10 protein-coding genes are annotated in these 12,096 nt (G+C 67.6%); 7 read left to right on the top strand and 3 right to left on the bottom strand.

Annotated elements, in window-relative coordinates:
- Positions 1-16: 16 nt before the first annotated feature.
- Entirely contained in the window at positions 17-826 is an 810-nt protein-coding gene (locus LR393_RS37320) for an aldo/keto reductase (RefSeq protein ID WP_331282975.1), read from the bottom strand.
- Here LR393_RS37320 and LR393_RS24755 point away from each other — a divergent pair.
- The 3 genes from LR393_RS24755 to LR393_RS24745 all read left to right on the top strand — a co-directional run bounded on the left by LR393_RS24755 (position 813) and on the right by LR393_RS24745 (position 3,090).
- Positions 813-1,172 carry an RICIN domain-containing protein gene (locus LR393_RS24755; RefSeq protein ID WP_231487099.1) on the top strand — a complete coding sequence of 120 codons (360 nt, stop codon included), beginning with the start codon at positions 813-815 and terminating at the stop codon, positions 1,170-1,172. The two genes, LR393_RS37320 and LR393_RS24755, sit on opposite strands and share 14 nt — an antisense overlap.
- Positions 1,173-1,432: 260 nt before the next feature.
- Positions 1,433-2,554 carry a calcium:proton antiporter gene (locus LR393_RS24750; RefSeq protein ID WP_231487098.1) on the top strand — a complete coding sequence of 374 codons (1,122 nt, stop codon included), beginning with the start codon at positions 1,433-1,435 and terminating at the stop codon, positions 2,552-2,554.
- A gap of 140 nt (positions 2,555-2,694) precedes the next feature.
- Positions 2,695-3,090: a DUF4362 domain-containing protein gene (locus tag LR393_RS24745; protein ID WP_231487097.1), complete on the top strand. Its 396-nt coding sequence runs from the start codon at positions 2,695-2,697 to the stop codon at positions 3,088-3,090.
- Between the two features lie 298 nt (positions 3,091-3,388).
- Here LR393_RS24745 and LR393_RS24740 read toward each other — a convergent pair whose 3' ends face one another.
- Positions 3,389-5,320, bottom strand: a complete 1,932-nt coding sequence (locus tag LR393_RS24740; protein WP_231487096.1) for a S53 family peptidase — start codon at positions 5,318-5,320, stop codon at positions 3,389-3,391.
- Positions 5,321-5,578: 258 nt separating this feature from the next.
- Here LR393_RS24740 and dnaE point away from each other — a divergent pair, with 258 nt between their 5' ends.
- Together dnaE and LR393_RS24730 are read left to right on the top strand one after the other, a co-directional pair.
- On the top strand, positions 5,579-9,133 hold the full coding sequence (dnaE, locus tag LR393_RS24735) for a DNA polymerase III subunit alpha (RefSeq protein ID WP_231487095.1): 3,555 nt from the start codon (positions 5,579-5,581) through the stop codon (positions 9,131-9,133).
- Positions 9,130-9,456 (top strand): DUF6300 family protein, encoded by a 327-nt coding sequence (locus LR393_RS24730; RefSeq protein ID WP_231487094.1) that lies wholly within the window; start codon positions 9,130-9,132, stop codon positions 9,454-9,456. The genes dnaE and LR393_RS24730 overlap by 4 nt, the downstream gene beginning before the upstream one ends.
- Before the next feature lie 284 nt (positions 9,457-9,740).
- Here the strand turns inward: LR393_RS24730 and LR393_RS24725 are convergent, their stop codons facing one another.
- Positions 9,741-10,628 carry a LysR family transcriptional regulator gene (locus LR393_RS24725; RefSeq protein WP_231487093.1) on the bottom strand — a complete coding sequence of 296 codons (888 nt, stop codon included), beginning with the start codon at positions 10,626-10,628 and terminating at the stop codon, positions 9,741-9,743.
- A 66-nt stretch (positions 10,629-10,694) separates the two neighbouring features.
- Between LR393_RS24725 and LR393_RS24720 the strand changes: the two genes are divergently transcribed.
- A complete protein-coding gene (locus LR393_RS24720; RefSeq protein WP_231487092.1) occupies positions 10,695-11,480 on the top strand; it encodes an inositol monophosphatase family protein in 786 nt (261 codons plus the stop codon).
- A 2-nt stretch (positions 11,481-11,482) separates the two neighbouring features.
- Positions 11,483-12,079, top strand: coding sequence for an NAD(P)-dependent oxidoreductase (locus LR393_RS24715; protein WP_231487091.1), 597 nt, complete (start codon positions 11,483-11,485; stop codon positions 12,077-12,079).
- Positions 12,080-12,096: the final 17 nt, after the last annotated feature.

Raw genomic sequence — 12,096 nt, 5'->3', positions numbered from 1 at the left:
GCCTGATGAGGACCTGTCAGTCAGGAGGCGGCGGGTCCAGTCCGACCGACCCGTCCTCAATCCTGACCAGGGCCCGTTGCCCCGTGAACAAGTGCAGGGTTTCGGGTAGAGCAAGGCCTGTTCCCGGGCCGATCCGCTGCTGAACGAGGGCTACGACGGGACGGCCGCGGACACGGGCGATTCGAGAAGCGCGGTGTACTCCTGCGGGCTCAGCGTGATCTGCGCGGCCGCGACGTTCTCCTCCAGATGATCGATCGATCCCGTTCCGGGAATCGGCACCATCACGTCCGAGCGGGCCAGCAACCAGGCCAGCGCGATCTGGGGCACCGTGGGCTGCGGCGATGTCGCGGACGAGGCCCTCGGCACCGGCCAGGTTCCCGCTCAGGATGGGGTACCAGGCCGTGAAGGCGATGCGCTCGCGCGTGCAGTGGTCCAGCACCGGGTCCCAGTTCCGCACGGTGAGGTTGTAGATGTTCTGCACGCTCGCGATCTCGACGATCGCGCGGGCCTGCTCGATCTGGTCCACGTCGACCTCGGAGAGCCCGATCGCGCCGATCTTTCCCTCGTCCTGAAGCATTTTCAGTTCGCCGACCTGATCCTCGAGCGGAACCGTGGGGTCCACCCGGTGCAGGCTGAGCAGGTCGATCCGCTCCACCTTCAGGCGCCGCAGACTGGCCTCGCACTGGTGACGCAGGAATTCGGGACGACCGAGGGCCACCCATTCTCGCGGACGGGTCTGAACCTGGCCAATTTTCGTGGAGATCAGCAGATGCTCCGGGTACGGGTGCAGCGCCTCGGCCAGGATCTCCTCGGTGACACCGAACACCTGTGTCCCGGGCGCTTCCGACAACCAGCAGTTCCAGACCGTCGCTGCGGCCGACGGCACCTTCCTGCTGCGCAACGTCGCGTCGGGCTGGTGCCTCGACGTCAACGGTTCGGGCAGCGTGAAGTCGGGCACCGTCGTCAACACCCACGGGTGCCTGCCCGGGAACCAGGACAACCAGATGTTCCGGAAGCAGGCCCAGGGCAACGGATTCTTCCTGGTGCACGTGAAGACCGGCATGTGCCTGAACGTTTCCAACCCCTACGGCGTCGACAACCAGGTCGCCGACCTGAAGCTGACCCTCTTCGCCTGCTCGGCGAAGGACGACCACATCTGGACGTTCGGCTGATCGGTCTGGTGTTCGGCGAACTGCACGGAGAATGACAGGACGACCTCCCGGTGCGTCTCGCTCATCTCGTCGAGTCGGCGGTCGAGTTCGTCGACCGGTTCCTGCTCGCCCAGGAGTGCGGCGATGATGTGGGCGAGTTCAGACGTGTCGTCCTGGGTTGACCCCGGACGGGTGATCTCGGAGACGCTCAAGCGCAGGAAATCGTCGATCTGGATGCGGTGCCCGTCGAGGCGATCGCCTCGACTCGGTAGGTTGGCCGGATGAGCGCCGTGACCATCCGTGAGCGTGTGCAGTGGCCGCTGTTGACGCCGCTCCTGGCCCTGCTGGTGCTGTGCCTGACCTGGTTCTGGCACGACGACTGGCCCGCCCTCACCCTGGTGACGGTGGCGCTGATCGGCTCGATCGTCGCCGCGGTGCACCATGCCGAGGTGGTGGCGCACAAGGTGGGAGAGCCGTTCGGGTCCCTGATCCTCGCCGTGGCCGTCACCGTCATCGAGGTCGCGCTGATCGTGCTGCTGATGACCGGGGGAGGGAAGGGCGCCAGCACCTACGCCCGCGACACCGTGTTCGCCGCCGTCATGATCACGTTCAACGGCATTGTCGGCCTCTCCCTGGTGGTCGGCGCGCGCAAGCACAACATTGTCAGCTTCAACGCCTCGGGCACCGGATCCGCCGTGACCACCGTCGTCACCCTGGCCGGAGTGGCCCTGGTCCTGCCCAGTTTCACCACGTCGGCCGCCGGCCGCGAGTATTCGCCGTCCCAGCTGGCCTTCGCCGCGGTCGCTTCCCTGGCTCTGTACGGCGCGTTCGTCTTCACCCAGACCATCCGCCACCGCGACTTCTTCCTGCCGGTCTCCAGCGACGACACCGGCCGGGCCACCGGTCTGCTCGACCTGGACGGCGACGGCCACGCCGACCCGCCCCCGGCGCGTGCGGCGTGGACCAGCCTCGGCCTGCTGATCGTCTCGCTGGTGTCGGTGGTCGGGCTGGCCAAACTGCTCTCACCCACGATTGAGGACGTCGTTGCCGACCTAGGGCTCCCGTACACCGTTGTCGGGGTGGTCATCGCACTGTTCGTGCTCGCCCCGGAGTCGATTGCCGCCACCCGCAACGCCGCCCGCGACCGGGTACAACTCAGCCTGAACCTGGCCTACGGTTCGGCGATGGCGTCGATCGGCCTGACCATCCCGGCCGTCGCGCTGGCGATGATCTGGCTGTCCGGGCCGCTGGAACTGGGTCTCGAACCGATCCAGATGGTGCTGTTCGTCCTCACCATCGTGGTCACGGTGTTCACCGTGGTGCAGGGCCGGGCCTACGCGCTGCAGGGTTTCGTCCACCTGGTGCTGCTGGGGGCGTGGCTCTTCCTGTCCGTTCATCCCTGACGGTCGAGATACCGCAGCACCGCCAGGACTCGCAGAACCGCGCGCAACGACTCCAGGGCGATCCGGATCTCGGCAACCAGAACTCCCGGGCTGCGTCCAAAGGGTGTAAAAGAAGTCCGGGGCTCACAGATGGAGGACGCATGCGGCGCGCAATGGTTGTGGGGATCGGGCTGCTCGTCGTCCTCGCCGGATGCGGTGAACCGGAGACGGTCGACATCGTGACGGCCGCGGCCGAGACCTCCGCCGCGACCGACTGCGGCACGGAAGTGCTGGATCAGGGCGCGCGGCTGAGCGACCGGGGCGCCGCCTGCTTCCTCGACGCCGTGACCGCGGGAGATCCGGCCACCCTCGAGGTGACCTATCCGACCACCGAGGGCGATCCGATCACGCAGGTGTTCCGGAATCTGGAGTCCGGCGGGATCCAGGTTCAGACCGACAGCACGAAAGACCGTCTCGGTTCAGGAGAGGTGGAGACGCAGGTCTGCACCGGACCGTCCCGGTCGTCCTTCGCCCTGACCTTCGAGGAGTGTCACTGACACGGTCGCGCCGGTCTCGGGAGCAGGTCCAGGTGACCGGAACGGGATCGTTTCGGTCGAACTCGGTGGTCTGCCAACCCGCGCCGATGACCACGTCGTCCTCTGTTGTCCCGAACTGCAGGAACCGGTGTTCGGCACCCCGTCCTTCCAGACCGCGGCCTGAGTGGTGAACCACGGCCCGACATCGACCGACTCGCCCCCGGCGATCACATCGCTGCTGTTCACGTCGACGAGGCCGGAGCGGGTCGGCACGAGCTACCGGGTGGCGCCTCCCCGGAGGGAGACGCCACCCGATTCCTCAGGACAGGCGCCTGATGAAGGAAGTGCCGTTCGGGGAGCCGATTCCGGTGATGTCGTCGTAGCCGCGGCGGGTCCGCAGGATCGTGCCGGTGGTGACGTCGATGCTGCGCAGGGTGATCGTGGTGCCGTCCGTGGCGTCCACGCCGTTCACGTAGTCGTTCCGGACGACGCCCAGGTCGCTCTTGGGCTTCGGGTCGTACAGGGCCCGGGAGCCGTAGAGCCGGTAGAGGGCGGGGTTGGCGAAGCCGTGGGGCCTGCCCGCAGCCTGGTCGGCGATCGCCATGACACCGGCGAACAGCGGGCTGGCCAGCGAGGTTCCGCCGATCCGGTACTCGCTGTACTTGACCGTGCCGTCGGGGAAGGTCTGGGTCTGGCCGACCAGCATGCCGGTGTTCGGGTCGCCGAGGGCGGACACGTCGGGCACCACCCGGGCCGGGGTCGAGGAGTAGCGGGTCGCGAGATCCTTGGGCACGACGCCCTTCTGGTACTTGGGCTGGGCGAAGACCCGGCTGGTGCCGCCGCCGGCCCCGTACTGGTAGGTGCCCGGGGGAGTCGGGTCCCAGCTCTTGCCGTCCGCGCTGAGGGCCGAGCGGGCCGTGCTCCAGCCGGTCTCCCAGCTGCGGTTGTCCCTCTTGTTCACCGCCAGCGAGGTACCGCCCACGGCGGTCACGTACGGGCTGTTGGCCGGGGCCTGGGTGGTGGGGGTGCCGTCGTTGCCGGAGGCACCGTCACCGGAGTCGCCGGAGGAGAAGTAGAACCCGATGCCCTGGGCCGCGGCCTGCTCGAAGGTCGCCTCGTAGACCTGGTCCAGCAGGTCGGAGCCGTTGCTCTCGTCGACGCCGCCCCAGGAGTTCGTCACGATGTCGGCCAGGTGCCCGGAGACCACCTTGATCAGCGTCTTGACGAAGTCGGTGTTGTCGCACGAGGGGGAGGCGACGTACTTGATGTTCGCGCCGGGCGCCGTCGCGTGCACGGCCTCGATGTCGAGCGTCTGCTCGCCGTACCAGCCCTGCTCACCGCACTGGTCGCCGTTCACCGCGTCGTCGTAGCCGTAGCGGTAGGAGCTCGGCAAGACCTCGGTGTACTGGCTCTTGGTCAGGGCCTTCTGACCGTGCCGGGTGGCGTAGGTGTTGGCGTCGCTGCGGGCCGTGGGGGAGGCGTAGGCATCGGTGATCGCCACCGTGACACCCTTGCCGTTCAGGCCTTTCGCAATGGACGAGTCGACCCCGTAGGCGCCCTGGAGCTGGTCGGGCACGTAGCCGCAGGGGGCGTAGGGCTGCTTCTTGCCGTAGGCCGAGGGCAGCGTGCTCGCCGTCTTCTGGCCGTAGTAGCTGGAGCACGGAGTGGCGTTGACGAACGCGTCGGAGGGCGGCGCGGTGGACGTGCTCGCCGGCTTCATCAGGTCGGAGACGCTGGCCAGCCCGGACACACCGAGCACCACGTTCTGCAGGTCCGAGGGCATCGACGGCTTCGTCGAGGCCGCCCGGAACTTGACCTTCTCCTTCTTGTAGGTCTTCAGCGTGGTGTCAAAAGCCTTCTGCACCTTCGACACCGGGCCTTTGGCCTCGATGTAGGCGGAGTTCTCGGCGACCCCGGTGACGGTGAGGCCGCTGTCGTCGAGGAAGTTCTCGACCTTCTTCACCGAGGCGGCCGTCGGGCCGAACCGCGACGTGAACTGGGCAGCACTCAGGTACTTGCCGTAGTTCGCGCTGGTGGGGTCGGAGAGCTCGTCGATCAGGGTGGTCAGCGCCGCCTGGTTGCGGTTCTTCAGGTGGACGGTGATCGCGATCGAGGTGTCGGCCTTCGCGGTACCGGTGACCGAGGCACCGGCGAGCTCGGGCTGCGCGTTGTCGACCGGGACCCGGGGCGGGCCCTGATCGGCGAGAGCCGCCGGGGCGCTGAGCGCCACCAGGGCCAGGGATGATGCCACAGCTACGGTGAGGCCCACTTTCGGCCTTCCGAGGGATGAGCGCACGCGAAGTTCCTTCCGCCAGCAGAACCCAGAGGTAGAACGTCCCCATATAAGGCCACATGTGGTTGCCTGGCGCAACACTTTGCGGATCTGGGCAAATCGGCAGGAGCCGTCGGATCGGGGCGACTTGCCGGGGGATCTGCTTCGGGGGCCGGTACCGAGCGCCTAAACTTGCCCCCGTTGAACCCCCGATCGAGCGCAGGAGCCTTACTCACCGTGAGCGACTTCGTCCATCTGCATGTGCACACCGAGTACTCCATGCTGGACGGGGCGGCCAAGAACAAGAAATTGTTCGCCGAGGCCGAGCGGCAGGGCGCGCCCGCGATCGCTATGAGTGACCACGGCAACATGTTCGGTGCCTACGAGTTCTTCCAGACGGCGAAGAAGGGCCCGGTCAAGCCGATCATCGGCATCGAGGCCTACGTCGCCCCGGAATCGCGTCACCACAAGCGCAAGGTTTTCTGGGGCAAGGGCGGCCAGCGCGGGGCGACCGCGGACGGCGGCGAGGGCGGCAAAGACGTCTCGGGTGGTGGTCAGTACACCCACATGACGATGTGGGCGAAGAACGCCCAGGGTCTGCGCAACCTCTTCCGGCTCTCGTCCGTCGCCAGCTACGAGGGCTTCTTCGGTAAGCCCCGCATGGACATGGAGCTCATCTCCCAGCACGCCGAGGGCATCATCGGCACCACCGGCTGCCCGTCCGGCGCCGTGCAGACCCGCCTGCGGCTGGGGCAGTGGGACGAGGCGGTCAAGGTCGCCGCCGCCTACCAGGACATGCTCGGCAAGGAGAACTACTTCCTCGAGCTGATGGACCACGGCATCGACATCGAGCACGAGGTCCGCGCCGACCTGCTCAAGCTCGCCAAGCACCTGGACATCCCGCTGCTGGCCACCAACGACTCGCACTACGTGCTGGAGTCCGAGGCGGACGCGCACGACAGCCTGCTGTGCATCGGTGTGGGTAAGAACAAGGACGACCCCAACCGCTTCAAGTTCAACGGCGCCGGGTACTACCTGAAGACCTCCGACGAGATGCGCTCGCTCTTCCGGGAGTTGCCGCAGGCCTGCGACAACACGCTGCTCGTGGCCGAGATGGTCGACCCGTACGACGAGGTCTTCACCTACGTCGACCGGATGCCGCAGTTCGACGTGCCGGCCGGGGAGACCCAGGAGTCTTACCTGCGCCAGCAGGTCGAGATCGGGCTGAAGAAGCGCTACGGCGACCCGATCCCGCAGAACGTGATCGAGCGGTACGAGACCGAGATGAAGGTCATCGGTCCGATGGGGTTCTCCAGCTACTTCCTCATCGTGTCCGACATCTGCCGCCAGGCCCGCGACACCGGCGTCCCCGTCGGGCCGGGCCGTGGTTCGGCCACCGGCTCGATCGTGGCCTACGCCACGCGCATCACCGAGCTGGACCCGCTGGAGCACGAGCTGCTGTTCGAGCGGTTCCTCAACCCCGACCGCATCAGCCCTCCCGATGTCGACCTCGACTTCGACGACCGTCAGCGCGACAAGATGGTCAAGTACGTCACCGAGAAGTACGGCGCCGAATACACCTCCCAGGTGAACACTTTCGGCACCATCAAGGCCAAGGCCGCGGTGAAGGACGCGAACCGCATCCTGGGCTACCCGTTCTCCATGGGTGACCGCATCACCAAGGCCATGCCGCCGGACGTCATGGGTAAGGGCGTCCCGCTCGGTGACCTGTTCGACAAGAACCACGCCCGGTACGCCGAGGGCGGCGAGATCCGGACCCTGATCGAGACCGACCCCGAGGTCAAGCGGATCTACAACACCGGTCTGGGCATTGAGGGCCTGATCCGGGGCACCGGCGTCCACGCCGCGGCCGTGATCCTTTCCTCCGCACCGCTGCTCGACCTGGTACCGATGCACAAGCGCACGTCCGACGGAACGCTGCTCACAGGCTTCTCCTATCCTCAGTGCGAGGAAATGGGCCTGATGAAGATGGACTTCCTCGGTCTGCGGAACCTCGGCATCATCGACCATGCCATCAAGATCATCGAGACCAACACCGGGGTGAAGCTCGACACCCTGACGATGCCCCTCGACGACGAGAAGACGTACAAGCTCCTGGCCCGGGGCGAGACCCTCGGCGTGTTCCAGCTCGACGGCGGGCCCATGCGCTCGCTGCTGAAACTGATGGAGCCGACCCGGTTCGAAGACATCGCGGCCGTGCTCGCGCTGTACCGGCCGGGCCCGATGGCCGCCAACGCGCACACCAACTACGCGCTGCGGAAAACCGGTAAGCAGGAAGTCGTCCCGATCCACCCCGACCTCGAAGAGGTCCTGGAACCGATCCTGGGTAACACTTTTCACCTGCTCGTCTACCAAGAGCAGATCATGGCGACCGCCCGGGCCGTGGCCGGTTACACCCTGGGCCAGGCCGACCTGCTGCGCCGGGCCATGGGTAAGAAGAAGAAGGAGATCCTGGAGAAGGAGTTCGTCACCTTCGAGACCGGGATGAAGGCGAACGGCTACCGCGACGAGGCGATCAAGGCGCTGTGGGACGTCATGCTCCCGTTCGCCGGTTACGCCTTCAACAAGTCGCACACCGCCGGCTACGGGCTCGTCGCCTACTGGACCGCCTACCTCAAGGCCAACTACCCGGCCGAATACGCCGCGGCCCTGCTGACCTCGGTCGACGACAGCAAGGACAAGGCCGCCATCTACCTGGCCGACGCCCGTTCGATCGGCATCAAGGTCCTCCAGCCCGACATCAACGAATCGGTCTCCGACTTCACCGCCGTCGGCGAGAACGTGCGCTTCGGCCTGCGGGCCATCCGCAACGTCGGCGACAACGTCATCGAGGCCATCGTCGCGGCCCGGACGGAGAAGGGCGCCTTCACCTCGTTCTCCGATTTCCTCGACAAGATCGACCTGCCTGCCTGCAACAAGCGCGCGATCGATTCCCTCATCCGGGGAGGCGCTTTCGACTCCCTCGGTCACACCCGTAAGGGTCTGGTCAAGGTCGCGGAAGCAGCCGTGGACGCGGTCATGGGGGTCAAGCGGGCTGCCGGTATCGGTCAGGACGACCTGTTCGGCACGCTCGACACCGGCCCCGACGAGACCTTCGGCCTCCAGCTCGACATTGACGAGAGCGAGTGGGGCCGTAAGGAACTGCTTGCCATCGAGCGCGACATGCTGGGCCTGTACGTCTCCAGCCACCCGCTCGACGGCACCGAGCGCATCCTGGCCCGCGAGCGCGACCTGTCGATCGCCGAGCTGCTCAACCTGGACGGCCCGCCGCAGGGCAACGTCACACTCTCCGGCCTCGTCACCATGGTCGAGCGCCGGGTCTCGGCCAAGAGCGGAAACCCCTGGGCCAAGCTGATGGTCGAAGACAAGGACGCCGCCATCGAGGTGTCGTTCTTCGGCCAGTCCTGGATGGCGATCGCCCCCGAGGTCACCGAAGACCTGGTGGTGTCGGTCACCGGCATCATCCAGGACCGGGAGGGCGCCTTCTCGATGATGGGGAGGGAGATGAAGATCCTCGACGTCTCCACCGTCTCGGGCGGAACCGCGCCGATCATCCTTTCGATCCCGACCCACCGGGTCGTCCCCGACCTGACCGAGAAGATGCGCCAAATCCTCACCAACCACCCCGGCGACACCCCCGTCCATCTGTGTCTGCGCTCGCACAACCGGCGCGAGACGGTGATGGAGCTGCCCAACTACTCGGTCGCCATCAGTGGGGCCCTGATGGGTGAGCTGAAGGCGCTGCTGGGTTCCACCGCGGTCACCCTGTGACCCGACCGGGCCGGGGCAACGGCGGGGTTCCCGTCACGGTCGAGACGACAGCCGAAACCGTCGACTGCCCCGACTGTTCCCGGCCCGGGATCATGTCCGCCGTCGTGCCGGACACGATCACCGGGTCGGGGGTCGCGGTGCTCTGCGAGGCCTGCGACATCGACCACCCCGACGCCGGTCCGCTCATCACCTATTTCGCGGTGCACGGCCAGATCAACCTGGAGAACGTCGACCAGGGCTCGGCCCTCATCGCGAGATGGCTGGCCACGGCGCGAGCCAAGCGGTCGTCGCCGGGCGGGCCCGGCCACGGGGACGGGTGCTGACGTCGCACCGTCTGAGTGGGCGCGCCGGCAGCACCGTCTGAGTGGGCGTGCCGGCAGCACCGTCTGTGTGGGCGTGCCGGCAGCACCCGCTGAGTAGGCACGCCGGCAGCACCCGGTGTTGGAGCCCACGCCGGGCCGCTGATGCCGGTGAGGGGAAGAGGCCTGCGCGTTGTGTACACATGGTTCACCTGGTACCAGGTGAACCATGTGTACACAACGCTGATGGTTCATCCAGGGCGAGCGCGCCCACGGCCTACCCAGTCCGCGCGGGTACGTACGCGCCGTCAGGCGCCGTGGGCTTCCCGCACCTTCCCCCTCAGCCACGCATGGGCCGCATCCGTCTCGTAGCGCTGATGCCAGACGGCAATGACGGACGCGTCGGGCACCGTCAGGGGGAGAGGGGCGGTGATCAGGCCGAACGCCTCGATCAGGGGCCGGCAGGTGATGGACGGTGCGGTCATCAGGCTGTCGCTGCGGCTGATCACCAAAGCGGCGGCCGCGGTCGTGGCGACGGCGGCGAGTACCCGGCGGCGCAGGCCGTGCGAGGCCAGGATCTCGTCGATCGGATCGCTGAGACGGCCGCGGCGCGAGACCAGCACGTGGGTCTGCGCGGCGTAGCTCTCCAGGTCCAGGCTCCCGGCGTGGGGATGCCCCCGCCGCATCACGGCCACGAGGGGGTCATGCCGGATCGTCTCGGAACGGAACTCCGGCAGCTGCGGTGTGCTCCCGCCGAGCTCCAGATCGACCTTGCCGTGCCGGAGATCGTCCGTGTCCGTGGCAGTTTCGGCCAGGAAGCGCAGCTGTACCCCCGGAGCCTGATCACTGACCTGCCGCAGCAGTTCCGGGGCCAGTGAGGTGGCGAGCGCGTCGTGGCAGCGCAGGGTGAAAGTCCGCTCCAGGGTGGCCAGATCGAGTTCACGCAACGGAGTCAGCAGGGCCTGGGCCTGCCGCACCAGATCGCGCACCGGCTCGCGGATCGCCAGGGCGTACGGCGTCGGGGTCATGCTGCGTCCCGTCCGCACCAGGATGTCGTCACCCGTGAGCCGCCGGATGCGCCCCAGCGTGCGGCTCACGGCCGGCGTGGACAGGCGCAGCCGATCCGCGGCACCGGTCACACTGCCCTCGTCCAGCAGGGCGTCCAGCGCCGTGAGCAGGTTCAAGTCCAGTTGCATGAAAGTAAACTATCGGTTGTCAAGAGTGCACTGGACTTAATTCTCGGCTCCGGGGAGGCTGATGGCATGTCTTCCGAGCTTCTCACCGCAGTCAGCGAGGCCGTCCGCGCTGCCGGAATCCGCCTGCTGGAGCAGTACTCCACCGAGTCCCGCCCCTCGACGGGCGAAGAGCTGATGGCCGCGATCCGCAGTAACGAAGACATCGTGACGGCGCAGCTGCGCCCGGCCCTGCTGGCGGCTCTCCCCGGTTCGCAGTGGGACCAGGACGAGCACGGCACCGGCCCGATGCCCGAGGGTGACCGGTGGGTGGTCGACCCGGTCGGGGGCAACGTCAACACGGTGCACGGCATGATCGACTGGAACGTCGGCGTGAGTCTGGTGCGTGACGGCCGTCCGGAACTGGCCGTGCTCTACGCTCCGCTGGCCGACGAGCTCTTCACCGCCGTCTCGGGCGGGGGAGCCCGGCTCAACGGCAAGCCCGTGCAGGTGTCGGCCAAGAGCGACCTGGCGGTGGCCCTGGTCGGGACCGGCCAGGCCAAGCCCTCCCGTGAGCCGGCGCAGGCCCGGCGGGTCGGCACCGCGATCACCGCCATGCTGCAGGCGGCGCTCTACGTGCGGATGTCCGTGCCCGTCACCCATCAGCTGGCGCAGGTCGCGGCCGGGCGCATGGACCTGCACTGGCAGTTCGACAACGTCCGCTCCCACATCGCCCCGGTGCTGATCGTGCGGGAGGCCGGCGCCGTCGTCACCCATCTGGACGGCAGCCCTTGGCGAATCGAAGGCGGCGCGTACCTCGCGGCGGCGCCCGGCCTGCACGCGGCGGCCCTCGACGTGCTCGGTGAGGTGAAGTGACCATGCGGGTGGCGATTCTGGGTGCGTCCGGCAAGGTCGGTTCACTGCTCATGGAGGACGCGTTGACGCGCGGCCTCGAGGTCACGGCACTGGTTCGGGATCCTTCGCGGATGCCGGAGCGACCAGGTCTCGAACGTGCCGCCGTCGATGTCAACGACGCGGATTCGGTGGTGAAGGCCGTCAAGGGCAGCGACGTACTGGTCTCGGCGCTGGGTGGGCCGCCTGGCACGCTGGTGGCGGGTGCGAAGGCGGCGGTGGCGTCCGGTGTCGGCCGGATCGTCTGGCTCGGTGCCTACGGAACCGGGGAATCGGCCCAGGCCGCCGGGTTTCTCACCCGGTCGCTGCTCTCCCTGTTCATGCGCGGTGAGCTTCCCGACAAGACTGCCGCCGATGCCACGATCCGGGCTGCGGGGGGCACGGTCTTCCACGTCGGCCCGATGGGCGACGGACCCGCGGCCCACCGCACCCTGACCCTGAAAGACGCACCGAAACGCCTCTTCCCGGCCGGCATCAGCCGTGCGGCCGTGGCGGCGGCCATGCTCGACGAGGCCCAGAATCCCAGCTTCCCCGGCCAGACCGTGATCGCCGTACCCAACTGACCCCTGACTTCGTCCCC

Source organism: Kineosporia mesophila (assembly GCF_021129235.1).
GTDB classification, from domain to species: Bacteria; Actinomycetota; Actinomycetes; order Actinomycetales; family Kineosporiaceae; genus Kineosporia; species Kineosporia mesophila.
Note: the sequence above shows the minus strand (reverse complement) of the source record. Positions and strands in the feature narration are given on the sequence as shown.